This is a genomic window from Lachnoanaerobaculum sp. Marseille-Q4761 (genome assembly GCF_017565785.1).
Lineage (GTDB): Bacteria > Bacillota > Clostridia > Lachnospirales > Lachnospiraceae > Lachnoanaerobaculum.
In genome coordinates this window covers 585385-612056 of sequence record NZ_JAGEKB010000002.1, presented here as the reverse complement: position 1 = coordinate 612056, position 26672 = coordinate 585385, and the positions used below count along the sequence as shown (strand labels likewise).

Annotated in this window: 22 protein-coding genes and 1 pseudogene; 18 read left to right on the top strand and 5 right to left on the bottom strand. The window is 37.4% G+C overall.

Annotated elements, in window-relative coordinates; translation table 11 throughout:
• Positions 1–12: 12 nt before the first annotated feature.
• The 4 genes from J4O15_RS10035 to hcp all read left to right on the top strand — a co-directional run bounded on the left by J4O15_RS10035 (position 13) and on the right by hcp (position 4375).
• The gene (locus tag J4O15_RS10035; protein WP_009220769.1) at positions 13–711 is read left to right on the top strand and encodes a GTP-binding protein; all 699 of its coding nucleotides are present in this window, start codon (positions 13–15) and stop codon (positions 709–711) included.
• Positions 708–1742 (top strand): ATP-binding cassette domain-containing protein, encoded by a 1035-nt coding sequence (locus tag J4O15_RS10030; RefSeq protein ID WP_208100660.1) that lies wholly within the window; start codon positions 708–710, stop codon positions 1740–1742. The genes J4O15_RS10035 and J4O15_RS10030 overlap by 4 nt, the downstream gene beginning before the upstream one ends.
• Positions 1700–2371, top strand: coding sequence for a Crp/Fnr family transcriptional regulator (locus J4O15_RS10025; RefSeq protein ID WP_009220771.1), 672 nt, complete (start codon positions 1700–1702; stop codon positions 2369–2371). The genes J4O15_RS10030 and J4O15_RS10025 overlap by 43 nt, the downstream gene beginning before the upstream one ends.
• 153 nt (positions 2372–2524) lie before the next feature.
• On the top strand, positions 2525–4375 hold the full coding sequence (hcp, locus tag J4O15_RS10020) for a hydroxylamine reductase (RefSeq protein ID WP_208100659.1): 1851 nt from the start codon (positions 2525–2527) through the stop codon (positions 4373–4375).
• Between the two features lie 72 nt (positions 4376–4447).
• Here the strand turns inward: hcp and J4O15_RS10015 are convergent, their stop codons facing one another.
• From J4O15_RS10015 to J4O15_RS10000, 4 genes are read right to left on the bottom strand one after another with little or no spacing between them, the layout of a single operon-like run.
• Positions 4448–5101 (bottom strand): alpha/beta hydrolase-fold protein, encoded by a 654-nt coding sequence (locus J4O15_RS10015; protein ID WP_208100658.1) that lies wholly within the window; start codon positions 5099–5101, stop codon positions 4448–4450.
• Between the two features lies 1 nt (position 5102).
• Positions 5103–6155, bottom strand: coding sequence for an ABC transporter substrate-binding protein (locus tag J4O15_RS10010; protein ID WP_208100657.1), 1053 nt, complete (start codon positions 6153–6155; stop codon positions 5103–5105).
• 15 nt (positions 6156–6170) lie between these two features.
• Positions 6171–6926 (bottom strand): ABC transporter ATP-binding protein, encoded by a 756-nt coding sequence (locus J4O15_RS10005; protein ID WP_208100656.1) that lies wholly within the window; start codon positions 6924–6926, stop codon positions 6171–6173.
• On the bottom strand, positions 6927–7961 hold the full coding sequence (locus J4O15_RS10000; RefSeq protein WP_208100655.1) for a FecCD family ABC transporter permease: 1035 nt from the start codon (positions 7959–7961) through the stop codon (positions 6927–6929). It lies immediately after the preceding gene.
• A gap of 166 nt (positions 7962–8127) precedes the next feature.
• On the opposite strand from J4O15_RS10000, the gene J4O15_RS16310 reads away from it, so the two are divergent.
• From J4O15_RS16310 to proC, 5 genes are all read left to right on the top strand, one after another.
• The gene (locus J4O15_RS16310; protein WP_208100654.1) at positions 8128–8955 is read left to right on the top strand and encodes a helix-turn-helix domain-containing protein; all 828 of its coding nucleotides are present in this window, start codon (positions 8128–8130) and stop codon (positions 8953–8955) included.
• Between the two features lie 278 nt (positions 8956–9233).
• Positions 9234–11813 (top strand): selenium-dependent xanthine dehydrogenase, encoded by a 2580-nt coding sequence (xdh, locus tag J4O15_RS09990; RefSeq protein WP_208100653.1) that lies wholly within the window; start codon positions 9234–9236, stop codon positions 11811–11813.
• A 163-nt stretch (positions 11814–11976) separates the two neighbouring features.
• Positions 11977–12627, top strand: a complete 651-nt coding sequence (locus tag J4O15_RS09985; RefSeq protein WP_208100652.1) for an SGNH/GDSL hydrolase family protein — start codon at positions 11977–11979, stop codon at positions 12625–12627.
• A 1-nt stretch (position 12628) separates the two neighbouring features.
• Entirely contained in the window at positions 12629–13540 is a 912-nt protein-coding gene (locus tag J4O15_RS09980) for a LysR family transcriptional regulator (RefSeq protein WP_208100651.1), read from the top strand.
• A gap of 8 nt (positions 13541–13548) precedes the next feature.
• Complete coding sequence (gene proC, locus J4O15_RS09975) at positions 13549–14334, top strand: pyrroline-5-carboxylate reductase (protein ID WP_208100650.1); 786 nt, start codon at positions 13549–13551, stop codon at positions 14332–14334.
• A 112-nt stretch (positions 14335–14446) separates the two neighbouring features.
• Here proC and J4O15_RS09970 read toward each other — a convergent pair whose 3' ends face one another.
• A complete protein-coding gene (locus J4O15_RS09970; protein WP_208100649.1) occupies positions 14447–14797 on the bottom strand; it encodes a hypothetical protein in 351 nt (116 codons plus the stop codon).
• 244 nt (positions 14798–15041) lie between these two features.
• Here J4O15_RS09970 and J4O15_RS09965 point away from each other — a divergent pair, with 244 nt between their 5' ends.
• From J4O15_RS09965 to J4O15_RS09935, 9 genes and pseudogenes are all read left to right on the top strand, one after another.
• The gene (locus tag J4O15_RS09965) at positions 15042–16196 is read left to right on the top strand and encodes an NAD(P)H-hydrate epimerase (RefSeq protein WP_208100648.1); all 1155 of its coding nucleotides are present in this window, start codon (positions 15042–15044) and stop codon (positions 16194–16196) included.
• Between the two features lie 83 nt (positions 16197–16279).
• Entirely contained in the window at positions 16280–16408 is a 129-nt protein-coding gene (locus tag J4O15_RS16175; RefSeq protein WP_279545907.1) for a hypothetical protein, read from the top strand.
• Between the two features lie 245 nt (positions 16409–16653).
• Positions 16654–18078, top strand: coding sequence for an efflux RND transporter periplasmic adaptor subunit (locus J4O15_RS09960; protein WP_208100647.1), 1425 nt, complete (start codon positions 16654–16656; stop codon positions 18076–18078).
• The gene (locus J4O15_RS09955) at positions 18065–18808 is read left to right on the top strand and encodes an ABC transporter ATP-binding protein (protein ID WP_279545906.1); all 744 of its coding nucleotides are present in this window, start codon (positions 18065–18067) and stop codon (positions 18806–18808) included. Before J4O15_RS09960 ends, J4O15_RS09955 begins: the two co-directional genes overlap by 14 nt.
• A gap of 14 nt (positions 18809–18822) precedes the next feature.
• Positions 18823–20049 (top strand): ABC transporter permease, encoded by a 1227-nt coding sequence (locus J4O15_RS09950; protein WP_208100646.1) that lies wholly within the window; start codon positions 18823–18825, stop codon positions 20047–20049.
• Between the two features lie 141 nt (positions 20050–20190).
• Positions 20191–20381 (top strand): annotated as a pseudogene (locus tag J4O15_RS16555) (transposase); the annotation flags it as partial.
• Between the two features lie 473 nt (positions 20382–20854).
• Positions 20855–21781: an ATP-binding protein gene (locus J4O15_RS09945; RefSeq protein WP_208100645.1), complete on the top strand. Its 927-nt coding sequence runs from the start codon at positions 20855–20857 to the stop codon at positions 21779–21781.
• A gap of 215 nt (positions 21782–21996) precedes the next feature.
• Positions 21997–24963 (top strand): FtsK/SpoIIIE family DNA translocase, encoded by a 2967-nt coding sequence (locus J4O15_RS09940; protein ID WP_208100644.1) that lies wholly within the window; start codon positions 21997–21999, stop codon positions 24961–24963.
• Between the two features lie 24 nt (positions 24964–24987).
• Entirely contained in the window at positions 24988–26658 is a 1671-nt protein-coding gene (locus tag J4O15_RS09935; protein WP_208100643.1) for a formate--tetrahydrofolate ligase, read from the top strand.
• The last annotated feature ends 14 nt before the right edge of the window (positions 26659–26672 follow it).

Genomic DNA, 26672 nt, shown 5'->3' with positions numbered 1-26672 from the left:
AGAGATTAATATATGAATTTAGTTATATTTTCAGGTCCTCCTTCATCAGGGAAGACATCTGTTATTTTAAAGACCATTGAAGCTATGAAGGACAGAGGAATAAAAGCGGGAGTTGTAAAGTTTGACTGTTTGTATACAGATGATGATGCAATATATGAGAAGGCAAATATTCCTGTAAAAAAAGGGCTTTCGGGAGGTCTTTGCCCGGATCACTTCTTTGCTTCAAATATTGAGGATGTGGTCAAATGGGGAAGGGCACAAGAACTTGATTTGCTTATAACAGAGTCGGCAGGACTTTGTAACCGTTGTTCACCCTATATTACCGATATCAAAGGTGTATGTGTGATTGATAATCTTTCAGGTATAAACACCCCTAAAAAAATCGGACCTATGCTTAAGGCGGCAGATATCGTGGTTATCACAAAGGGCGATATAGTGAGTCAAGCTGAAAGAGAGGTCTTTAGCGGCAGAGTAAGTGCGGTGAACCCGAGAGCTATGGTAATGAATGTAAACGGACTTAGCGGACAGGGAGCATTTGAACTTTCCACATTAATATATGACAGTGAAGTAAATATTGAAACGGTGCAGGGAATGAAGCTTAGATTTGCAATGCCTTCCGCTATGTGCTCCTATTGTCTGGGAGAGACCAGAATAGGTGAGGATTATCAACTTGGAAATACAAAGAAGATGCAATGGGAGGCAAACAAATGAGTGAGATGAAGTTAAAAGAGCTGCTTGAGCAGTATCCTTTTGTTGTTGACTTCTTTGAAAGCACAGGCTTTGATATCAGTGAAAACTTAGATTCTACATTTGTGGAAATTTTAGACAGTTTTTCTGAGGAAGAATTGGAAGAAAAGGCAATAGACAAGGAAGAAATCAAAATCCAGCTTGACACATTCATCAAGCAAATGCTACAATTCCTTGGTGATAGCAAGGAAAATATAGAGAGTTTAACTATTTTTCCAGGTCACAATAAAAGTGGAGAAAAAGAAAAATTTGATAAATTTGACATATTTTCTTCACAAATTGTGTCTATAGTGGGACCAACGGGATCCGGAAAGAGTAGATTATTGGCTGATATAGAATGGGCAGCACAAAATGATACCCCTACCGGTCGAACCATATATATTAATGGAAGAAAACCGGATCCGAAATGGCGATATTCAACAAATAATAAATTAGTTGCACAGCTTTCACAGAATATGAACTTCGTTATGGATCTTACGGCTCGTGAATTTATAACCATGCATGCGGAAAGCAGAATGGTTGAAAATATAGAGTCAGTAGTTGAAAAAATATTATATGAAGCGAATAAGCTTGCAGGAGAGAATTTTTCACCCGAAACTGCGGTTACGGCTCTAAGCGGCGGACAGTCCAGAGCGCTTATGATTGCAGATACGGCGGTGTTAAGTTCGTCCCCCATAGTTTTGATAGATGAAATAGAAAATGCCGGAATAGACAGAAAAAAGGCTCTCGATCTTCTGATCTCACAGGACAAGATAGTACTTATGGCTACTCATGATCCTCTGTTGGCATTGATGGCGGATAAAAGGATAGTTATCAAAAATGGCGGAATAGACAAGATAATAGAAACAACATCAGAAGAAAAAGAAGTTTTGGTGCGGCTGAATTATATTGACGGAATTATGCAAGAATCTAGAAAAAGACTGCGTGCGGGTATGACGCTTGAAGGAGATATATGCCAGGAAGTTATACAGAATCCCCACTCTTTAGGGGAATGACCGAAGAAGAGATAGAACTTTGCCTAAAAGAAGCAAAGGCTGATATTTTAGGCTTTAGAAAAGGTGAGATGATTTTTAATCAAGGAGACAGACCGAGATATATTACAATGCTGGTTGAGGGTAGTATTGCGGTAGGCAATGATTCGGTAAACGGAAAAAGAAGCATACTTGGAATGTTTTCAACTCCGGGAGAATTATTCGGCGAGGTTTTCTTATTTTTAAATTATGAGGAATATGCAAATTATGCATGTGCGAGTGAACCGAGTAAGATATTGGAGATACCTAAGGAATATCTTACAAGACTTGGAGATAAGCCTTCACCTCTGCAAAATAAAATGCTTTCCAATTTGCTCACTATTTTTGCGGAAAGAACATATTATTTGAATAACAGATTACAGGTGCTCTCATGTTCAACATTAAAGCAAAAAATCGCAAGATTTATTTTGCAGAATATGAATGACAGAGACAGAGTTACTTTGAAAATGAGCAGAGAAGAATTTGCCGACTTTTTGAACGCAGCCAGACCTTCACTCTCAAGGGAGCTTATGAAAATGCAGGAAGACGGCTTTATAAAGGTAGTAAGAAAGGACTTGATTGTAAAAAATCTTGAAGGACTTAAAAGTCTTTAAAAAAAAACATTGTTCAGTAACCAAAGTTACAGTTTTTGGATTTCCTTTCTGTTATTATACACTCATGCACAGGATGCAAGGAACAAGAAATTAAATCTGTAGATACAGATTGCTCATAGACTGTAAAACAGTCATAGTAAGAGGAGGTATAAAATGGAAAACAAGATGTTTTGTTATCAATGTCAGGAGACAGCCGGCAATACAGGCTGTACACAGGTAGGTGTTTGCGGAAAGAAGCCTGAAGTTGCAAATATGCAGGACTTGCTTATTTATGTAAGTAAGGGTATATCAGCAGTTACAACCAGACTTCGTGAAGAGGGTAAGGAAGTAAGTAAGGAAGTAAATCATCTTATTACTTTAAACTTATTCATCACAATCACAAATGCAAACTTTGACAATGATGCTATTATTGCAAAAATCAAGTCTACATTGGATGTTAAGAAGAGACTTTTAGCTGAAGTTTCACAACCTGAGTTTTTACCTGAGGCGGCTCGTTGGGAATCATATGATGAGAGCGAGTATCCTGCAAAGGCTGCAACAGTAGGTGTTCTTGCAACAGTTGATGAGGATGTCAGAAGCCTTAGAGAGCTTATTATATACGGTCTTAAGGGATTGTCAGCATATTCAAAGCATGCAAATGCACTTTTACAGGATGACGGTGAAGTGGATGCATTCTTACAAAGAGCATTGGCTGCAACACTTGATGACAGCTTAAGTGTGGATGATTTGGTAGCACTTACACTTGAGACAGGTAAGTATGGTGTAAACGGAATGGCTTTACTTGATAAGGCTAATACAACAGCTTACGGAAATCCTGAGATTACAACAGTTGATATCGGTGTAGGTACAAATCCGGGAATCCTTATTTCAGGACATGATTTAAGAGACCTTGAGATGCTCTTAAAGCAGACACAGGGAACAGGAGTGGATGTTTATACTCACTCAGAGATGCTTGCAGGACAGTATTATCCTGAGCTTAAGAAGTATTCAAACCTTAAGGGTAATTACGGTAATGCATGGTGGAAGCAGAAAGAAGAGTTTGAGAGCTTTAACGGACCGATCCTTATGACTACAAACTGTATCGTACCACCTAAGGCAAGCTATATCGACAGACTTTATACAACAGGTTCTGCAGGTTATCCGGGATGTAAGCATATAGCAGGAGATATCGGTCAGGAGAAGGATTTCTCAGAGATCATCGAGCAGGCTAAGAAATGTGCTCCTCCTACAGAAATTGAGAGCGGAAATATCGTGGGCGGTTTTGCACATGCTCAGGTACTTGCACTTGCAGATAAGGTTGTAGATGCTGTTAAGTCAGGTGCTATCTCAAAGTTTGTTGTAATGGCAGGTTGTGACGGACGTTCAAAAGCAAGAAATTACTATACAGATTTTGCCAAGGCACTTCCAAAGGATGCTGTTATCCTTACAGCAGGATGTGCTAAATATAAGTACAATAAGCTTGACCTTGGAGATATCGGCGGTATTCCAAGAGTTCTTGATGCAGGTCAGTGTAATGACTCATATTCATTAGCTGTTATCGCACTTAAGCTTAAGGAGGTATTCGGTCTTGATGATATCAACGATCTTCCTCTTGAGTTTAATATTGCATGGTATGAGCAAAAGGCTGTTATCGTTTTACTTGCATTATTATACTTAGGTGTAAAGAATATTCACCTCGGACCTACACTTCCGGGATTCCTTTCACCAAATGTAGCTAAGGTATTGGTAGATAACTTCGGTATCGCAGGTATAGGAACAGTTGAAGATGATATCGAGCTTTTCTTCGGAAAGGTTGAGAAGGAGGCTACAGATGGCAAGTACAGCCCTGATATGCTTATCGGAGAAGTGCTTTCAGAGAATCCTGCAGCTGCAAATGTGCTTATGGACATCGGTATGCACTGCCTCGGATGCCCATCATCACAGATGGAGTCACTTGCAGAGGCAGCTATGGTTCACGGACTTGATGTAGACGAGCTTATCGGCAGATTAAATCAGTTGGGATAAATTAATATATAAAAAGGCTCCCGGATCACAAAAGATCCGGGAGCCTTTTTTACATGAGAGATAGAATTCATACTATATGCATAACCGCTCTATCAACCATTTGGACAATTCTTCATATCTTGTTTTTAGATGCTCGTGGTGTGCATAATCATCAAATATAGATGTTACATCATTCAGTTTTTTGCTTAGTATAGAATGAACCTTTTCACAGAGCACAGGAGAATCTGATAAAATATTATTATGTTTACTCCCTTCAGTTTTTCCGTTTTTCAAATATACTGATGCATCCATGTTTTTAAAACTTGTATCAAGGCAAAACTGTACAAAGCCGGGATACCAGAAAGAACCGCAGATAGAAAAAATTATATTCGGAACCAAGGTGGTAGACATACTGTAGATAGCTGCCAGGCCGCCAAGAGAATATCCTCCATATGCTATTTTATCAGTATCAATACTATACTTTGATAAAAGTTCAGGTAGAGTGGAATTAAATAATATTTTATGATATTCATCTGCCATTCCACCAAAATCAGGCATACCGGGTTTTATATTTTCGGCTTTCCAAGGGGTAAAATCATCGATTCTCTTATTGGAGATTAATCCGATAATTATTGCTTTTTCTTTTAATAAATCCAAATAATAAATTTCTCCGTCATTTAAAAGTATAAGAGGATATTTTTTATTTGGTTTATATTCTTTTGGCAGAGATACTTTGGTTATAAACATTTTATTTATTCAAAAATGTATTGACATCCGCCAATGCATTGATTGTTGAGGTGCCGTAGTCCATAAATTCATCATATGAAATAGTCATGATTTTATTATTGGATATTGCAGGAACATCAGCCAGTACGGTATTATTTTTCATCAACTCGACAGCATTTGTATCAAGATCCTTATTACGGTCGCTGGTAACATAAATGATTAACTCAGGTTCCATTGTGACAAGATTTTCAAGTGTTAAATCGGAAGTGCCTGTAGCAATATTTGTATAACCTAAGGTATTAAGTATGCTTTCCTGTAATGCGGATTTGTAGGCACCGAAAGTTTCGTCATTATATGCACACATAATAAGTGCATTTTTTAAATCATTGCCGTTATTTGAATTGCTTGAAATAACACTGTCAACTTTGCCTTTTAATTCATCGGCATATTTATTTGCTTTATCCTGAATATTAAAAATTATTCCGATATTTCTTACATCCTCTATAACATTTTCAAGACTTTGTTTCATAGTGGATACGGAAGCTTTTTGAGTATATACAGGTATGGAATTTTGATTCCAGGAATCAATACTGCCGAGGGATTTATCTGAAAACATCATATTTCTTCCTATAATGATATCAGGATTATTTGAAAGAACCACTTCCTTGGATACACTTTTCTTATCTCCGATATGCGGTATTTTTGATATTGCCAAGGCATATTCACCGGTAACTTCATTATCAGGATCCAGCATGCCTACTATCTTATCCTGTAAACCTAAGTCAATAAGAAGCTCTGTGGATGAAAGATTATTTGTTATTATGCGTTCAGGAGCTTTCTCAAATACCTGAGTAATTTCATTTCCGTCTGCATCATAGGTCTGAATACTTACCGGATAAACAGTTTCTGCGGCATTGGCAGTATTTTTGCTGTCATTTGCAACAGTAGCAGTAGTTTCTGCTACAGCCACTGTTGTTTCTATTGCAGTGCTGCTTGTAGAGTTATTTCCTGCGGCACATCCTGCCAGTGTAAGTGAAATACATGCGTTTATAGTATAATTTAAAATCTTATTCATATTTTTCCTTTCATATTAAATATATTCTATCATAGCTTGATTATCATTCGACCATGATATTTTGCAATTAATGTCGTATATATCTTTCATAGATTTTTCTGTAATTGTTGTTCTTGGTTCACCCTCGTATTTGACCTCACCTCCTTTCATAAGATATATATAGTCTGAAAATTTACCTGCTAATTGAATATCATGTAGTACTGCAAGTACATTTATATTTAAATTTTTTATAATTTGAAGAATTTCAATTTTATACCTGATATCCAGGTGGTTGGTAGGCTCATCAAGAAGAAGTAAAGAAGGCTTTTGCGCAATAGCACGGGCAAGTGCAACACGCTGTTTTTCGCCTCCTGATAATGAAAGATAGGAACGCTCCGCTTTATCAATCATTCCAACCTTTTGTAATGCATCTTCCACAATATCATAATCAGATTGTTTTTCAGAGCGCATAAAGCTAAGGTGCGGTGTCCTGCCAAGCATAACCATATCTTTTACATTACAATCAAAATTTATTTCATTAAACTGTGCAACTACCGCCAATTCTTTGGCAGATGCCTTAAGACTGATATGTTCTATATTATTTCCGTTTAATAAAATTGTACCGGATGAAGGTTTTAAAACTCTGTATATTGTTTTTAATAAAGTAGTTTTCCCACATCCGTTCGGTCCAAGTATTGTAAAAAATTTATTTCCTCTGATATTTACAGAGGCGTTACTGAGTATCAGCTTATTCTTGATTGAATAGCATATATTGTTGCAAGTTAAATCCATTTATTTATGACCGCCTTTCTGATTTTTTATTACAATATAAATAAAGAAAGGTCCACCTACCAGAGATGTAAAGATTCCTATAGGAAGCTCTGCCTTATCTATTAAGCATCTTGCAAGGATATCCGACCATAGTATAAATAAGCTCCCGAGAATTGAAGAGATTGTAATTATTTTTTTATGCTCTGTGCCTACAAGAATACGGGAAATATGCGGTGTAATTAATCCTACAAAGCCTATTATTCCACATTTTGCGACCAGTATTCCTGTTATCATAGATATAAATATCATATAGATAAATCTGTAGATATATAAATTTATCCCCAGAGTAATGGCAACATCATCTCCCATAAGCATTGTATTGAGTATGCGATGCTGGAATAAGAAAAATATAAATGAACCGAATATAATAAACATAGGCAAGGCTATATCTGACCATGAAGCACTTGCAAGTGAGCCCATAGTCCAGAATTTAATAGTCATCATACTGTCAGAATTTGCACCTATTGAAATAATAAAATTGGAAAATGCACTGAACAGGGCATTGACAACGGCACCTGATAATATCAAACTTGTAGTTGTGAACTTTTTTCCGATAGAGGCAATAAAAAGAACTACAACAGTTGAAATAACAGAACCGAAAAAAGCACCTATACCTGTCAAAGACTTTAAGCCAAGTATAATAAAAAAAGTTGCACCGAAAGTTGCACCTGCAGAAATACCGAGTATATACGGCTCTGAAATAGGATTGTTTACAGTAGTTTGCATTACAGAGCCGCAAATTGCCAATCCGGCGCCTACTATAATGCCCATAATCACCCTTGGAACTCTCATATTCCAAACAATTGCAATAATTGAGCCAGATAAATTGCTTATATTTACATTGCCTGATATATTTGAAATTAATATATTAAAGGTATCCTTTAAGCTTATTTGTACAGCCCCGAGGGATACAGATATAAACGCTGAGAATATAAGGGATACACTCAGTGCCGTAAGTAATACGGCAAATTTAAAATTGTTTTTAGTTTTTAACATAAATACATTTGTTTAGACCTTTCATATAATATAATTGCCAACACAGCTATCAGGTTAGCAAGACCTAATACATAGATTATAATTAAATTTTGTGAGATTTGAATATAGAATAATATAAAGATATGGACTATTATTAAAAATATAATCCATAAGAAAGGAGACTGCTGTGAAGGATAAAGATTTTTTAGTGGATTGCCAAAGGGAGTATAGCAGCAGGAAATATCTTATTACAGGAATTTCAATGCAAGAAAAACAAAAGGGGAAGCATATTTCATATGACACCACCCATAGTGCTTTTATATACACAATCGGAGGAGAAGCACTGATACATTTCAATGACCAAATATTTCATGCTACAGCGGATGTGGTGATTCATGGGGCAAAAAATCAGAAAGTTTCCTTTGATGTAATTTCCAAAGAATCCTTTATACATTTAAATGTATACTATGATCCCGAAGTTCCCTGGTATGGATACAGTGATATTATGAATTCGGTATATAAAATTTCAAATTTCGGGCAGGATATTTCGGAACAACTGTTGTCTAAGCTGAAAGCAAGTGTGGAAAGATCAAGTTTTGATGATCAATTGCATAATAATATAATAGCTAAACAACTTATACTCAGCTCTTTTGGGTATTCTATGATAAACAGAGAGATTTTACAGATTGAAAATGCTGTAGAACTTATGGAAAAAAACTATAATCACAGCTTAAAGCTTGAAGATTTGGCAGGTGTAGCAAAGATGAATAAATCACATTTTTCATATACTTTTAACAAGATATATAATATAAGGCCTATTGACTATTTGATCAGGTTGCGTCTTAGAAAGGCTGTAAATCTTTTGCTGACAGGAATGTCGGTTACGTATACCGCTATCAGTGTAGGGTATCAGGATCCATTATATTTCAGCAGATTATATAAAAAATATTTTGGTATTCCACCAAGTCAAACCTTAAAAAATAGTAAAGAAAATACTCTATTATCGAATACATAAATAATAAAGACATTTATTTATTTTAGGTTTTATGATATAATCTCTACAATACATTGTTGAAAATGTGAATAAAATCAAGGGATTTGTTCTTAAGAAAAAGTATATAACTAAAAATTTTTTTGGTTAAAACGGTATTCACAAAAATTTTAAAACAAGTTAATACGGTAAGTTTTATTAAGCCTAAATAAGACTTACTAATTATTATGTATGCCTTGATTCTGCTAATAGAGAATCAGAACGTATTTATCGGCATATAAAAATATCATGGAGGAATTTTGATGTACAGTTTTACAGTAAACGGGAAAGTGGTTGAAACTGAAAAAGAAGTGTCACTGTTAAGATTTTTGCGTGACGATTTAAAGCTCAAATCTATAAAGGACGGATGTAGTCAGGGTGCATGCGGTACTTGTACGATTATAATCGACGGCAAGGCAACAAGAGCATGTGTTATGACCACCAAAAGAGCTGAAGGTATGAATATAGTTTCAGTTGAGGGATTAAGTGATTTTGAAAAAGAGGCATTTGTATATGCATTCGGTTCAAAGGGTGCTGTACAGTGTGGATTCTGTATTCCGGGTATGGTAATGTCAGGTAAAGCTCTTATTGACAGAAACCCGAATCCTACAGAGGATGATATCAAAGAAGCTATAAAGGGGAATATCTGTAGATGTACAGGATACAAAAAGATCATTGAGGCGATTGAACTTGTGGCTCAGATAATGAGAGGCGATAAGAAGATTGATGAAGAACTTGAAAAAGGTGATGACTTCGGTGTAGGTTCAAATGCTTTCAGAATTGATGTAAGAGACAAGGTTCTTGGTATAGGTGAGTATGTTGATGATATGGAACTTGAGAATATGCTCCATGTTTCAGCAGTAAGAACAAAATATCCAAGAGCAAGAGTACTTGATATTGATGCTTCAGAGGCACTGGCGCTTGAAGGTGTTGTTGCGGTATTGACAGCAGAAGATGTTCCAAACAATAAGGTAGGACATATTCAGCAGGACTGGGATGTAATGATTGCCAAAGGTGATATAACAAGATGTATGGGTGATGCTATTTGCCTGGTAGTAGCTGAGAGCGAGGAAATACTTAAAAAAGCAAAGACTCTCGTAAAGGTTGAATATGAAGTTTTAGAGCCTGTAAGAAATATACAGGAAGCAATGGCTGAGGATGCACCTAAGGTTCATCCAAACGGCAATCTGTGTCAATCACGTCATGTTACAAGAGGTGATGCAAAGACTGCTATTGCCAGTTCAAAATATACAGTTACAGAGACTTTTGATACACCTTTCACGGAGCATGCATTCCTTGAGCCTGAGTGTGCAATAGCAATGCCTTATAAGGATGGTGTAAAAATTTTCAGTACAGACCAGAGTATATATGATACCAGAAAAGAAGTTGCTATAATGTTCGGTTGGGATCCTGAAAAGATAGTTGTAGAAAATAAGTATGTAGGTGGCGGATTCGGTGGAAAAGAAGATGTTTCTGTTCAGCATATAGCCGCACTTTGTGCATATAAGTTCGGTAGAACTGTAAAGGCTAAGTTCTCAAGAGATGAATCACTTGCATTCCATCCAAAGCGTCATGCAATGCATGGAACTTTTACCCTCGGATGTGATGAAAACGGTATATTTACAGGACTTGATTGTGATATCTATTTTGATACAGGTGCATATGCATCTCTTTGCGGACCTGTACTTGAGCGTGCTTGTACTCACTCTGTAGGACCATACTGCTATCAAAATACCGATATAAGAGGATATGGATATTATACCAACAATCCACCTGCAGGTGCATTTAGAGGATTCGGTGTATGTCAAAGTGAGTTTGCGCTTGAATCAATCATTGATTTGCTTGCAGAGAAGGTAGGCATATCACCTTGGGAAATCAGATACAGAAATGCTATAGAGCCCGGCAAGGTATTGCCTAACGGTCAGATTGCAGACTGTTCAACAGCTCTTAAAGAGACTTTGGAGGCTGTAAAGGAAGCTTATGATGCAAACTATCCAAATGTAGGTTTGGCTTGTGCTATGAAGAATGCCGGTGTAGGTGTAGGTCTTCCTGATAAGGGGCGTGCAAAGCTTGTTGTAAATAACGGAATTATAGAAATATATTGCGGTGCTTCAGATATAGGTCAGGGTTGTGCTACAGTATTTGTGCAGATGGCAGCTGAGGCTTTGAACCTTCCTAAGTCAAAGTTCGTAAATATGGGTTGTAACTCAGAGCTTGCTCCGGATTCAGGAACAACTTCAGGTTCAAGACAGACACTTATAAGTGGTGAGGCTATCAGACTTGTTTCACTTGAGCTTAAGAAGGAGCTTGATGAAGTGGGAGGAGATTTGGATAAGCTTAACGGCAGAAGTTACTTTGCCGAGTACTTTGAGCCTACAGATAAGCTCGGTGCAGATGTTCCGTTCCCTAAGTCACATATTGCATACGGCTATGCAACACATCTTGTAATTCTTGATGATGACGGCAAGGTTAAGACAGTTTATGCCGCTCATGACTCAGGTAAGGTTGTTAACCCTATTGCAATACAAGGTCAGATAGAGGGTGGAGTGCTTATGTCACTCGGATACGCTCTTACCGAGGACTTTAAGCTTCAGGATTGTGTGGTTAAATCAAAGTATGGTACTCTTGGACTTATGAGAGCTACAGATATACCTGAGATTCATGCAATATATGTTGAAAAAGATGAGTTACTCGGAGTAGCTTATGGATCAAAGGGTATCGGTGAGATTGCAACAATTCCTACCGCTCCTGCCGTACAAAATGCGTACTATAAGAGAGACGGTAAATTAAGACCGAAATTACCTATGGATGACACATTCTATACAAATAAAAAGAAAAGATAAATGACTTTTACATATCGGGATCGGTTTCTACCGGTCCCGATATTTTTTATTAAAAATATAGTACATTAAATGGAATTGAGGCGGAAGTGAATATACCGGTGTTGAAAAATCCCGCAATATTTTAGTATAATATAAATATAAAATATATCAGATAGGAAGAAATATGAAAAAGAGAGTAGTTATTTTTGGAGATTCAAATACCTGGGGGTATGATGCTGCTACAGGTGGGAGATTTAATGAAGAGATAAGATGGCCTATGGTGGCGGCAAAGCTGCTTGGTAATGAATATAGAATAATGGAAGAGGGGCTTTGCGGAAGGACCACCTGTCTTGACGATCCTTTTAATGAGGGGTTGTCGGGCCTGTCATATATTTTGCCATGTTTACAGAGTCATTCTCCTCTTGATATGCTTGTTATAATGCTTGGTACAAATGATTGTAAAGAGAGATTTTCACTTACAGCCGCCAATATTGCATTGGGTATGAGAAGACTTGTAAAAAAGGCTCTTGAAGCCGAGGTCTGGAGAGATAAGCCGAATATACTTATAATAGCTCCGGGACCGATATTAAAGGAATGTGAACTGTCGCCTGTGGGTAAAAATATGGGTATTTGCTCAGATAAATCATATGAGATAGCAAAAGAATACAAGCTTGTGGCAGAAGAACTTGGAGTAGGATTCTTTGACTCGGATAAATATGTGGTTATGAATGATATCGACTTTATACATCTGACAGCGGACTCACATATAGCACTGGCAAAGGAAGTGAGTGAAATTATAAAGAACAGTTTGGAAAGTAAAGAATTGAAGGCATAGTATGACTTTAACCCAATTAAAATATATTATAGAAGTGGCAAATGCAGGCTCTATAAACAAGGCGGCGGGAAATCTTTTTATTACGCAGCCAAGTCTTTCATCCGCCATTGCGGAGTTGGAAACGGAAATAGGTGTAAAACTTTTTTCAAGAAATAACAGGGGAATATTCCTTACACCCGAGGGCAGTGAGTTTGTAGGATATGCAAGACAGGTGGTGGAGCAGTTTGATTTGATTGAGGCAAAATATATTTCAAGTCCCAAGCTGAAAAAGAAATTCAGTGTATCAATGCAGCATTATACCTTTGCAGTCAGTGCCTTTGTAAATCTTGTAAAGCAGTTCGGTATGGATGAATATGAGTTTGCAGTGCATGAAACTAAAACCTATGATGTTATCAATGATGTAAAGACCTTTAAAAGTGAAATAGGAATATTATATATAAATGATTTTAATAAAAATATTTTAACCAAGCTTTTTAAGGAATCAAATCTGGTATTTAAGCCTCTTATGGAGTGCAGTATTTATGTGTACTTATATAAAAATCATCCTTTAGCAGGCAAGGGAAAGATAAAAATGGAGGAACTTATGGACTATCCATGCCTGTCATTTGAACAGGGAGAGTACAATTCCTTTTATTTTGCGGAAGAGGTATTGTCCACTTATGATTATCATAAGCTTATTAAGGCAAATGACAGAGCCACCTTGTTAAATCTGATGGTAGGATTAAACGGATACACACTTTGTTCGGGTATAATATGTGAAGAATTAAACGGTGATGAGTATATGGCAATAAAGCTTGATTCGGATGAGAAAATGACCATAGGTTATATAATGCGAAAGGATATTTCCATCAGCGAACTTGGCAAAAAATATCTGGAAGAGATGTCTAAGTTTCAGGATAAAGTATTGGAATAGGAGAAAGAATGAAATTAGGTGTAATAGGCTTTGGAAATATGGGCTCCGCCATAACAAAGGGATTTATATCAAAGCAGGTAATGGATATTAATGATATAGCTGTATTTGATACTTATGATAAAATAAGGGAAAAAGCGGAGGATGAAGGTTTTGCTGTATACAAAGATGAAAAAGATCTGATAAAGCATTCAGATGCCGTACTTATAGCTGTAAAGCCCATCCATGCCGAGGAACTCTTAAAAAATATAGCTAAAGAGCTTAATAATAAACTTATTATATCAATAGTTGCAGGGCTTGAGAGTGCTACTATAAAGTCATGGATAGGAAGTGATAAGAGAGTGCTTAGGATAATGCCCAATACTCCTGCGATAGTAGGTGAAGGAGTATTTGCTCTTGACAGTGACAGCAATGCACTTGATGAGGAAAAGAAAACTGTGGAAAAAATGTTTTCTGCAATAGGACTTGTGGAATGGGTGGAAGAAAGACTTTTCCCTGTTGTTACAGGACTTTCAGGCGGAGGTCCGGCTTATGTGGCTATGTTTATAGAGGCTTTGGCTGATGCAGGAGTGCTTCACGGTTTAAAAAGGGATGTGGCAATAAAGATGGCGGCAAAAACCGTACTTGGAAGTGCCGCACAAATACTTGATACGCAGATACATCCGGCTGTATTAAAGGATATGGTGTGTTCTCCGGCGGGAACTACAATAGAGGGAGTAAAAGCACTGGAAGATTACAGCATCAGAGCAGGTGTTATAGAGGCTGTCAGTGCGGCTACACTAAAATCAAAAAAATAGGATAAATGTATACAGATATAATATACTACAGTATATGTCGGCTGTAAGAAAAATGAGACAAAGTATAATAAAAAAGGTCAGCCGGTAAGGCTGACCTCGTATTTATTTACTATTATTTAGCTGATGTAGCAGACTCCAATGCACTTGAAGCGGCGTCAGCAGCAGACTCTGCGGCACTTGAAACATCATCCTTTAAAGATTCGGCAGCACTTGAAGCTTGTTCTCCTGCAGACTCCAATGCACTTGAAGCGGCAGCATTAGCAGACTCTGCAGCGCTTGAAACCTCATCCTTCATAGTTTCAGCAGCACTTGAAGCCTCTGCACCGGCAGACTCCATAGCACTTGAAGCGGCAGCATTAGCAGACTCGGCAGCACTTGAAGCATCCTTTGAAGCATTTGATCCACATGCTGTAAATGCAAGCATTGCTACAGCGGCGATTGAAAATAATTTTAATTTTAACATTTGTTTTTCCTCCCTTAAATAAAACATAACATTATGTCTGTTAATAAGCAATGATTTTATACCTATTTATCAAAAAAGTCAAATAGAATACGGCTTTATATCTAAAAAAAAGAAAAAAACTTTCGAAACATTATATTAAAAAATTTATATAGGTTTAGAAAATAAAATATATTGATGTGTCAAAATGCAGTTTGGTATAGCACGTGACGGTTTTAAAACAGCTGTACCAAAGGATAGGAGAAGAATGATTAGATTTGAGAAGATAGATGAAAATACAAATAATCTTGAAGAAATAAAACAATTATACCTGGATGCCTTTCCTTTTGAGGAAAGAATTCCTTTTTATATTATGGTACTTGTGGGAAATGATAAAGGTGTGGAGTTTTTATCTATTTATGATGATGATACCTGGCTTGGTTTTATTCATACACTGGTAGGGGATGAACTTTCATATATATTCTATTTTGCAATAGATAACAGACTCAGGCGGAGCGGTTATGGCAGCAAAATATTGCATGAATATAAGAAAATACATCCAAGACTTTCTTTGGCAATAGAGCCTATTGAAGAAAACAGCGATAATATAAAGCAGAGAAGGAAACGCCTTGAATTTTACAAAAAGAACGGATTTGAAACCCTTGATACAAAGGTCGTGGAGATGGGTATTGAATTTGAGCTGATGGGTGCAAAGGGAATGGAAATAAAGGAAAGTGATTATAAAAAACTGGTCAAAAAGTTTTTTGATTCCTTTGATCAGGGCAGAGTGCTTTCCGTAAAGGAGATGAGAGATGCGGACAGCTATACAATTGCAAACTTTATAGATAGTAAAGAACTTATGTACAGGGCAGGTGAGGCAATATTCTATGTGGCGAACTGGGATATAGGGGATAAAGTGCTTATACTTGCAGGCAGCGGTAACAACGCGGGAGACGGATATGTGGCGGCTGATTTACTAAATATAGAAGAAATAGATGTGGAAATACTTTTGATAAAGGAAAAATTTTCAGAAGACGGAAAGTATTATTTTAATATTTGTAAGCAAAAGGGAATAAAGTATTCCGTATTGGATGAGAATATGGATTATAATACATTGCTTGGTAAGTTTAATTCTTATGACTATATACTGGACTGCATCTATGGTACAGGTTTTGTGGGAGAGGTGAGAGAGCCTGTTTATTCTATTATAAAGGCTGTAAATAATTCAAGAGCAGAGGTGGTAAGTGCAGATATAAATTCAGGAATGAATGGCGATACCGGTGAGTCTGATATATGTATTGATTCAGATCTTACTGTCAGTATAGGATTCTTAAAAAAAGGCCTTATAACAGAGGAGGCCAAAAAACATATAGGCAGGCTTGTGAATATGGATATAGGCATTGTGGTGGAGGAGAAGAAATAGTATAATAAGAACTAAATAATTACTCTAATTTCAATAGTTGTTTTAATTGAAAGGTGAAGTGATATGAAAAAAATAATACTATATTGTTGATTACCATTGCGGTAATTGCCACACTTACAACGTGTGAAATGCCGTCAGATAATAAGAATGTTAAAGAAACATCTGAGAGCGAAAGCTCCACTTCTGAAGAAGCTGTAACTACAGTACTTTAAAATCAATACATCAGCTAAAATAGGAGATTATACTGCGAAAACAGCACATGTCGTTATACCTATAAACACACCGAGATATTCGGAACAGTCTCCGCCTACAGAGTATAGCAGTGTAAAGGATTATACAGATGCGAAAAAGACACTGGTTGTAATGCAAAATTTCCATCTCTCAAGGGCGGTTTATGATTTTATTTTATAGAAGTTAAAATGTTTAAAACAAGTGGTACCGAAGGAGGAGAACAAAAATGCCTACTAACAGCATAGACGATGAAGTTAAAAATATATTAAACCAAAACAGTACGGGCTCAAAAAAGAAAAAAAGATTGGGTAAAAAAACGAAGATAGCAATAGGCGTAATACTTGCACTCATTGCTATTGTATTTATTGTAAGGCTTTTTACCGGAAATAAAAAGATGCTTATACCGGTGGACAGTGAGGTTCTTTCAAAGGGACATATAGAAGATTCGGTATCGGTAACAGGGCCTGTGGGCGGAACGGACAGTGTAACCATAACCTCGGGTATACATGCCAAGATAACGGAAATAAGAGTTAAAGAAGGTGATGAGGTTGTAGAGGGACAAACCGTTCTTGCACAGATTGATACCGAGGAGCTTCAAAGCAAGGTGGAAACGGCAAAAGGTCAGTATGAGCTTGCCGTTGCACAGAAGGAGGAAAAAGCGAAAAATGATCAAATAGGTTATACAAAGGCTTCTCAGGCGCTTGCTCAGGCGCAGCTTGATTACAACAGAAAAGCCGAACTTGTGGCGGGAGGAGTGGTACCTCAGTCGGATTTGGATGCGGCAAGAAGCACACTTAATCAGGCACAAAGCGATGTGGATCAGTACAAGTTTAAAGACGGAAAGCTTACACCGGGAGACTCCTACGATATACAAATAAATAATGCCAAGCTTGAACTTGAAAGACTTGAAAAGCAGCTTGAAGATGCCACTCTCATAGCTCCTATAAGCGGAACGGTAACAAGAGTATACGCAAAAGTCGGACGTTTTGCCGACCAGGCTGTAGATAACAATCCTACTCTTATAACCATAGAAAAGCTTGATAAGCTTGAGCTTAATTTGGCTGTAAGTGAATACAGCATAGGAAAAGTAAAAGTCGGGCAAAAAGTGCTTATATCCGCAGATATACTTGGTAAAGGAAATACAGTGGAAGGTAGAGTCGAGAAAATCAGTCCTTCGGGAGAGCCTAAGGAAGGCTCATCATCCTCATCCGAAAGAGTTATACCTGTAAAAGTCAGTATAAAAGACAGAGGTGGACTTATTTCGGGAATAGGTGCAAAGGCAAGTATCATAAGTGAAGAAAAGGATGATGTTTATGTTGTTCCTATTGCCGCCGTAGGCGATGACGGTAACGGAAACAGCGTTATGCAGTTTATTACGGTAACGGAAGAAGGAAAAGGAATAATAAAAACAGTTAAGGTCGAAACCGGAATTGAAGGCGAGGTTCAGATAGAACTTTTGGAAAGCTCCTTGAAGGATATGGACACTTCAAAAGAAATAAGATATGTAGCGAAGTATGACCCTAATCTGGTAGAAGGAATGGAAGTTGATTACGGTACTATGGATGCCATGAAAGCCACAAATGCGGAGCAAGGACAAAATGTTGAGGGACAGGCAACATCGGAAGAGAAGGTAAATGATGGCGGAAACTAAGGATATAATTAAACTTGAAGACATGGTCAAGATATACGACACCGGAGCAATCAAGGTTTTAGGGCTGAATCGTATAAATCTCAGTATTAAGCACGGTGAATTTGTTGCTATTATGGGACATTCCGGTTCCGGTAAATCTACTCTGCTCAACATACTCGGTTGCCTTGACAGACCGACTTTGGGACATTATTATCTTGACGGAATAGATGTGGCACAAATGAGCGGAGATGAGTTAAGCCATGTCAGAAACCAAAAAATAGGCTTTGTATTTCAGTCATTTAATCTTATAAGTCGAATGAGTATACAAAAAAATGTTGAAGTGCCTATGACCTATGCTAAGATAAAGCCCGATAAAAGAAGGAAAAGAGCTATAGAACTTCTTGAAATGGTGGGGCTCGGGGAAAGAATAAACCATGAGCCCAATGAGCTTTCGGGAGGTCAGAGGCAAAGAGTGGCAATAGCGAGAGCTCTTGCAAACAAGCCGCCGCTTATACTCGCGGATGAGCCTACGGGAAACCTTGACTCTCAGGCTTCAATAGAGATTATGGAGCTTTTTGCAAAGCTTCATAAGGAAGGGTCTACGGTTGTAGTTGTAACGCATGAAGACAACATAGCCGCTTATACACATAGAATACTTACCTTTAAAGACGGAGTTTTGCAAAGTGACAGGATAAATGAAAAACCTACTCCTTTCGGGGAAAATGTAGGCTTGGGTGACAGAAAAAGTTAGGAGGTTTAAGCTTAATGTTTGTTGAAAACTTAAAAATGGCTTTGTCTGCGCTTGTTGCAAATAAAATGCGTTCTTTTCTTACCATGCTCGGAATAATAATAGGTATAGGCTCAGTGATAGGAATAGCCTCTATAGGAGATACAGTAAGGCAGATGGTCTCAACCATATACCAAAATGTAGGTGCAACTCAGTCTATAGTATACCTGAATATACAGGATGAGGCGGGAATAAGGGATACAGATTTTTTTACAAACGAAGAAATAGAAAAATATAAAAAGATTTTCGGTACGGATCTTGCTTATGTGGATACAAACAGCAGTCTGACAAGTGAAGTAAAGACGAAGCTCGGAATAAATAAGGTTACTCTGACCGGCGTGGATTCTAATTTTTTGAATTTTCAGCCTACTATGGAGATTAAATACGGACGTTTTCTTACTTCAAAGGACATAGAATCAAGAAGATATGTGGTTGTTGTGGAGGATACCGCCGCACTAAAGCTTTTCGGTAAAGAAGATGTTGTGGGTAAAACCTTCAGAGAAAAATTTAACGGCGCTTTGCAAGAGTTTACCGTAATAGGCGTTTACCATGAAAATATGTCACCGTTGCAAAAGGTATTTATGGGTAATTCTCAGGATTTGAAGACCTATGTACCGACAAGTTTATTTATAGAGTCTGAATATAATATGTTTTCGGGCTTGAGAATTTTTGCAAATAAAAATTTTAGCGGTGAAACGCTTAAAAGATTTAATGAGAACTTCGTTGAATATGTGGCAAGAACCAAGGGCAGAAACAAAGAAGATTTTTACCTCTATTCTGCCGGTAATGAAATGGCTCAGGTAGACGGATTTTTAGGCGCCATTTCCATAGCTATGGGAGGTATAGCGGCTATTTCCCTTATTGTAGGAGGTATAGGCATCATGAATATTATGCTTGTATCGGTTACGGAAAGAACTAGGGAAATAGGTACAAGAAAGGCGCTCGGGGCAACAACGAGGGATATTTTGACACAGTTTTTAATTGAGTCCGCGGTGCTTTCGGCTATAGGAGGTATTATAGGTACATCCATAGCCTCGGGAGCTATATTGATAGCGGGAGCGATAATGCAGCAATCTGTTGTTATAAGACCGATTATAGTAATTCTTGCCGTAGGCTTTTCGGCTTTGGTCGGTATATTTTTCGGGATTTATCCGGCACTTAAGGCGGCAAAAAGAGATCCGATTATTGCACTAAGATATGAATAAGTATACAAAAAGGGACTGTCGGGAAATGACAGCCATAAAGGGGGGGCATGACTCAAAATGAATCATACCACCCTAAGTTTTTACATAAGAAAAGATGGCTAACGATAACCATCTTTCTCCATTACATGTTATAATGTAACTATGCTTACAGTTAATTATTATAACGACTTTTTTGAAATAGGCCAACAGAAAATCAACTTTATCTTCTATGAATTGAGTTTACCCAATGACGATCCCGTCTATAACCTAAAAAAGTTATGGATGGTTTAAATTTTTCCGGACTGTTAGCAAATTGTTCAGATAAGGTATATAAAGAATTTATGCTTTTTGCAAAATAAATATCATCGTTTTCTCCATGCAATTCCGTTATTTTTTTGTCTTTTTGTAGCTACGCATACCGTCGGTCCGACTGATTTCAAATTTTAAAATTTCAGAACGGAGGAAAACGAAAAATGTATTATGATGCAAAGGAGTGCGGAGAAAGAATCCGTAAGTAAATTAAAGTGATGGGATATACACAGGAGGATATTGATTATATACTTTTAGGACATGATCGTAAGCGTGTAGAAGCAAGAAACAAACTGCTTGACATGATTGGTGACCTGTCGCAAATAGCGAGGAAGTTATAAAAGTGTTGAACTTGTAGATACTATAGGTAAGAGTGATGATAACAGCTAATCATAAAAATGCAGCAATACGCAAAAATTTTACGAGCATAATTGATTTGATCCTTGAATAGGAGTACAATAAACTCGTCACAAAAATACGTATTGCTGCAAAAAAAATATGAGTATAGAGGTGCGAGATGATTATTGAACGTAAGCATTACCTGGATAAACTTATATCTAAACGAGAAAATGGTCTTATTAAAGTTATTACAGGTATACGTCGCTGCGGAAAATCCTTCTTGTTGTTTGAACTTTATCATGAGTACTTGGTATCTACCGGAGTGTCGGAAGATAATATAGTAGAGCTGGCATTGGATGAAATCAGTTATGCAAAATATAGAAATCCAATGGAACTTGATCAATATATCCGAGCTGCTACTTCTGGTAAAAAGCAGAAGTGCTATGTGTTCATCGATGAGATTCAAAAGGTGTCAGAAATTCAGAATCCGTATGTAGATGACAAAGAGGCTAAAATCGGATTTGTTGATGTGCTTTTAGGATTAATGAAGCTGAAAAATGTGGATTTATATGTAACAGGTAGCAATTCAAAAATGTTGTCTTCAGATATCTTAACTGAGTTTAGAGGGCGTGGAGATGAGATTCGTATGAATCCCCTTACTTTTGCAGAGTTCTATTCTGCATACGAAGGGGATAAGAGAAATGCGTGGAGAGAATACTATACCTATGGGGGAATGCCGTTTGTATTGTCTTTAAAAACGCATGAAGAAAAAAGTAAGTATTTAAAGGATCTATTTTCAAAGACCTATATTTCTGATGTACTGGAGCATAATAAGATTGAAAATGATCAGGATGTTTTGGAGGAATTATTAAATATTGTGTCATCGGCCATTGGATCGCTGACGAATCCAAATAAGTTGTCCAATACATTTCGGTCAATGCGACAAGTACGAGTCGCACCTGTGACCATAAGTAAATATCTTGATTACTTTATTGATGCATTCATTTTAAATAAGGCATATCGCTATGATATTAAAGGGAAGAAGTATATTGGCACTCCACTTAAGTATTATTTCAGTGATGTCGGATTAAGAATAAGAAAATAAAAGAATACAATAATTACCTGAGCCATCAGATGAGGAAGATACCTTTTCTGATGGCTTTTTCTATGAAAAGGCCACTATAAGCCGACCAAGTAGCCTCTCTCAGTGAACTGTAGCTTATTTTTTATAATATTTTCAAGTTGGCATTTAGTATTATTGCAAATAACACCTATATTAGGTATACTTAAGAGTAGACTTTATGGAAGTGGGGAATTGATGTGGCAGGTCGAAAACAAACAACAAAAAAAACAGTAAGGACAGGCAGACAGAGCAGGTCCGGTAAGAAAATAGAAAGTAATGAGCAACTTGATTTCCTTAATTCGGAGATTTTGATGATTGCTTTATTTTGCATATCATTGGTACTCTTTTTGAGCCATTTCGGACTTATCGGAGTGGTGGGAAAATATCTGAAATTGTTTCAAATGGGGGCATTCGGCATACTGGGGTATGCAGTTCCTATGTTTGTATTTATAGGTGGAGCATTCCTTTTATCCAATGTAGGCTCAAGCCTTGCCAAGATAAAATTTACAGGTGTGGTATTGGCGGTGCTTGCTATTGATGCAATCATATCATTGGTGGGGATTCCAAATTTAAAAGAATTCGGTTTTATGAGATTTTATACCGAAGGATGGTATGGAGGATTTATCGGAGGGAGCTTAGGACTCCTTATATCCTCTGTTCTTGGTAAAATCGGAGCTATAATATTCTTTGTGGCATTGTTTATAATATCAATAGTTATATTAACAGGCAAATCATTTGTATCCATGGTAAAGACCGGGGGAAAGATGACCATATCAAAAGCTAAAACAGATATGGCAAAGGTGATGGAACAAAGAAAACAAAGAAGAGAGCAGCTTGCCTATGATGAAGATGAATATTATGAAGGCAATGTAGAGGAATTTGAAGAACTGGACCTTGACAATAAAAATGACGGCTATATTGAAGAACTTATGGGCTATGATTTAAGGCAGAATAAGGGAAATATTAATCTTGGTGCAATAGATTTTTCAAAGAAAAAGTTAAAGCATGTTGTGGATTTGCCTGTATCGGGAGAGAATATTAAAAATGAACCTATAGGTGGACTCTTTGACAGTAAAAATGATGAAAACTTTGAAAGAAACGGTAATGATGACGGCAGCATATACAGCAATTATCAGTCAAGTTATGAACCTGAAAAGCCACATTCACAGTCCTCAATCATTGTAAATAAAAGACCTGATACATTCTATGGCAATATAAACAGAGGAAAAGAAGAGTCAAAGTTTGAAAATGATATTGATGAGGATACTCTTAGAAGAGCCAATGAAATATTGGCAAGAAAAGATGAAATAGATATATATGAGCAGCCGATTTCAACTGTCAGAATAACCGAAGAGGGCTCTCATGAGGATTTCAGATATATAGGAGAGAATACAGAAACCGGGATAAATAATAACAGTATAGAGTTTATAAAGGCATATGATTATGATACTGAGGAAAATGGGGATGGCTATAATAAAGCTTATGAAACCAAAGCTTATGATGCAGAAGTTAAAACCGGCGAGGAGGCTTTCACTGAGAGCAGACCGGCTAACACTCTTGTAAGTAATGAGGGAGAGAGAACTCTTATTACAGCAGGAGGAAAGGTGATAGTTTCCGACACATCGGCATTACAAAAAAAGATGGAGGAGCAAAGAGCAAACTCCCCACAGGGAAAGATAAGAAATGAAATATCAAAAAATGTTAAAAAACCTTATACATTCCCGGGAACATATCTTTTAAAGAAAAATACGGATGAGGGAGATTCGCTCTCAGATAATGAGTATAGAAATACAGCCATCACATTGCAGGAGACATTGGCAAGCTTTGATGTAAATGTAACTGTGGAGGATATAAGTGTAGGTCCGTCAGTTACTCTATATGAGTTAAAGCCCGAGCAGGGAGTAAAAGTATCAAAAGTACTTTCTTTGGCAAATGATATTAAGCTGGCGTTGGCTGCAAGCGATATAAGAATAGAAGCGCCTATACCGGGTAAATCCGCTATAGGAATAGAAGTTCCGAACAAACAAAAGCATACGGTATATTTAAGAGATCTTTTTGAGAGCAGAACCTTTAAAAACGGCAATGAAAGTATAGGCTTTGCCGTAGGTAAGGATATTTCCGGCAAGGTCATTGTTTCGGATATCGCAAAAATGCCCCATGTACTTATAGCAGGTGCTACAGGCTCGGGAAAATCAGTATGTATCAATACTTTGATAATGAGTATTATATATAAATATTCTCCTGAAGATGTAAAACTTATAATGGTGGACCCGAAGGTAGTGGAACTTTCAGTATATAACGGCATACCTCATCTTTTGATTCCGGTGGTAACAGAGCCGAAGAAGGCGGCATCCGCACTTAACTGGGCAGTAGCTGAAATGGGAGAAAGATATAAGAAGTTTGCCGCTACAGGTGTAAGAGATTTGACAGCCTATAATAAGAGAATAGATGAGGCAAAAAGAAGAGGTAATATAGAGGGCTTGCCTGAAAAATTGCCAAAGATTGTTATAATCATAGACGAGCTTGCGGATCTTATGATGGTTGCAAACAATGAGGTGGAAGATGCCATAGTCAGACTTGCACAGCTTGCAAGAGCCTGTGGAATACATCTTGTTATTGCTACACAAAGACCTAGCGTAAATGTTATTACAGGTATAATAAAGGCAAATATACCTTCAAGAATCGCTTTTGCTGTTTCATCCGGTACGGATTCAAGAACTATACTTGACAGCAATGGTGCCGAGAAGCTTCTTGGAAAGGGCGATATGCTGTTTGCCCCATACGGTGCGGCAAATCCTGTGAGAGTTCAGGGTGCATTTGTATCGGATGAAGAGGTATCTGCAGTGGTGGATTTCTTAAAAAATCAGGGGATGCAGGCAAGATATGATGAAGAGACCATCAAGCAGATAGAGGAAACTGAAAAGAATGCAGCCGGAGGAAATGATATTTCGGACAGAGATGAATTATTTGAGGCGGCGGGCAGATATATAATAGAAAAAGACAGGGCATCTATAGGTAATCTTCAAAGAAACTTTAAGATAGGCTTTAACAGAGCGGCAAGGATAATGGATCAGCTTGCAAATGCGGGGGTTGTAGGTGATGAAGCCGGAACAAAGAGAAGAGAAATACTTATGAATATGGATGAATTTTTAAATGTATTATAAAAGAATTCATCATTTGGAGGATATATGCTTACAGATATTGAAATTGCAAGAAGCATAGAAAAAAGAAATATTGCAGATATAGCAAAAGAATACAAAATAGATATAAATGATTTGGAAATGTATGGTAAGTACAAGGCAAAGCTTAGTGAAGAATATTTAAGATCCCATACGGATTTAAAAAAAGGTAAGCTTGTACTTGTTACCGCTATAAATCCTACACCTGCCGGTGAGGGAAAAACCACAACACTTGTAGGTCTTGGGCAGGCATTTAAGGAGATGGGAAAGAATGCGGTGATAGCACTTAGAGAGCCTTCTCTCGGACCATGTTTCGGTGTAAAGGGAGGAGCTGCCGGAGGAGGTTATGCCCAGGTGGTTCCTATGGATGAGCTGAATCTGCATTTTACAGGAGATTTTCATGCTATTACCTCTGCCAATAATCTTTTGGCTGCAATGCTTGACAATCATATACAGCAGGGCAATGCACTTGGGATAGATACAAGTGCAATCATTCATAAAAGATGTATTGATATGAATGACAGAGTGCTTAGAAATATAGTGGTAGGTCTTGGAAACAAAACCGACGGAGTGGTAAGAGAGGATCATTTTGTAATATCAGTGGCTTCAGAGATAATGGCAATACTATGTCTTGCAAGTGATATGAATGATTTAAAAGAAAGACTTTCAAATATTATAGTGGCTTATAATTTTAGGGATGAGCCGGTTTTTGCAAAGGATCTAAAGGCTGTGGGGGCTATGGCTGCACTTTTAAAGGATGCAATAAAGCCTAATATTGTGCAGACTCTAAACCATTCTTTGGCACTAGTTCATGGAGGACCTTTTGCCAATATAGCACATGGATGTAATTCCATCAGAGCTACAAAGACAGCTATAGGAATGGCTGATATTGCTTTGACTGAGGCAGGATTTGGAGCGGATCTCGGAGCGGAGAAATTTTTTGATATAAAATGCAGACAATCGGGGCTTTCTCCTGACTGTGTGGTAATCGTAGCTACGGTAAGAGCCCTTAAATATAATGGCGGAGTGGCAAAGGAGGATTTATCTAAAGAAAATCTTGAGGCTCTGGGGAAGGGCATAGCAAATCTTGAAAAGCATATAGAAAATATAAAGCTTTTTGGAGTGCCGGTAGTGGTTACTCTAAATCATTTTGTAAGCGACACCAAGGCTGAGATTGATTTTATAAGAGAGTTTTGTGAGAGCAGAAACTGTGAATTTGCAATTTCAAAAGTATGGGAAGAGGGTGGAAAGGGCGGCATAGAGCTTGCAGATAAGATTCTTTATACTCTTGAAAATAAAGAAAGTGAATTTAGATATCTCTATCCTGATGAAATGAGTTTGGAGGATAAGCTTTATACTATTGCAACAAAGATATACGGTGCAAAAGATGTAATATATTCACCCTCCGCAAAGAAGGCTCTTGAAAGGGCAAAGGCACTGGGATTTGATAAATTCCAGGTATGTGTGGCAAAAAATCAGTATTCACTCTCAGATGATCCTAAGAAGCTTGGAAGACCTGAAAACTTTGATATAAATGTAAGAGAAGTATATGTAAATGCCGGTGCAGGCTTTGTAGTTGCTATAACAGGAAATATCATGACAATGCCGGGACTTCCTAAGAATCCGGCAGCAGAAGCTGTGGATGTGGATGAGAATGGAAATATAGTGGGATTATTCTGATATATAGGATAAAA

Excerpts from the sequence above, each read along its gene's own strand:
- J4O15_RS09950 (WP_208100646.1), top strand. The coding sequence starts at position 18,823 with ATGTTTGTTGAAAACTTAAAAATGGCTTTGTCTGCGCTTGTTGCAAAT.
- J4O15_RS09965 (WP_208100648.1), top strand. The coding sequence starts at position 15,042 with ATGATTAGATTTGAGAAGATAGATGAAAATACAAATAATCTTGAAGAA.
- J4O15_RS10005 (WP_208100656.1), bottom strand. The coding sequence starts at position 6,926 with ATGGATTTAACTTGCAACAATATATGCTATTCAATCAAGAATAAGCTG.
- J4O15_RS09985 (WP_208100652.1), top strand. The coding sequence starts at position 11,977 with ATGAAAAAGAGAGTAGTTATTTTTGGAGATTCAAATACCTGGGGGTAT.
- proC (WP_208100650.1), top strand. The coding sequence starts at position 13,549 with ATGAAATTAGGTGTAATAGGCTTTGGAAATATGGGCTCCGCCATAACA.
- J4O15_RS09955 (WP_279545906.1), top strand. The coding sequence starts at position 18,065 with ATGGCGGAAACTAAGGATATAATTAAACTTGAAGACATGGTCAAGATA.
- xdh (WP_208100653.1), top strand. The coding sequence starts at position 9,234 with ATGTACAGTTTTACAGTAAACGGGAAAGTGGTTGAAACTGAAAAAGAA.
- J4O15_RS09935 (WP_208100643.1), top strand. The coding sequence starts at position 24,988 with ATGCTTACAGATATTGAAATTGCAAGAAGCATAGAAAAAAGAAATATT.
- J4O15_RS10025 (WP_009220771.1), top strand. The coding sequence starts at position 1,700 with ATGCCAGGAAGTTATACAGAATCCCCACTCTTTAGGGGAATGACCGAA.
- J4O15_RS09970 (WP_208100649.1), bottom strand. The coding sequence starts at position 14,797 with ATGTTAAAATTAAAATTATTTTCAATCGCCGCTGTAGCAATGCTTGCA.
- J4O15_RS10000 (WP_208100655.1), bottom strand. The coding sequence starts at position 7,961 with ATGTTAAAAACTAAAAACAATTTTAAATTTGCCGTATTACTTACGGCA.
- J4O15_RS10015 (WP_208100658.1), bottom strand. The coding sequence starts at position 5,101 with ATGTTTATAACCAAAGTATCTCTGCCAAAAGAATATAAACCAAATAAA.
- J4O15_RS10030 (WP_208100660.1), top strand. The coding sequence starts at position 708 with ATGAGTGAGATGAAGTTAAAAGAGCTGCTTGAGCAGTATCCTTTTGTT.
- J4O15_RS09980 (WP_208100651.1), top strand. The coding sequence starts at position 12,629 with ATGACTTTAACCCAATTAAAATATATTATAGAAGTGGCAAATGCAGGC.
- J4O15_RS10010 (WP_208100657.1), bottom strand. The coding sequence starts at position 6,155 with ATGAATAAGATTTTAAATTATACTATAAACGCATGTATTTCACTTACA.
- J4O15_RS09945 (WP_208100645.1), top strand. The coding sequence starts at position 20,855 with ATGATTATTGAACGTAAGCATTACCTGGATAAACTTATATCTAAACGA.
- J4O15_RS10035 (WP_009220769.1), top strand. The coding sequence starts at position 13 with ATGAATTTAGTTATATTTTCAGGTCCTCCTTCATCAGGGAAGACATCT.
- hcp (WP_208100659.1), top strand. The coding sequence starts at position 2,525 with ATGGAAAACAAGATGTTTTGTTATCAATGTCAGGAGACAGCCGGCAAT.
- J4O15_RS09960 (WP_208100647.1), top strand. The coding sequence starts at position 16,654 with ATGCCTACTAACAGCATAGACGATGAAGTTAAAAATATATTAAACCAA.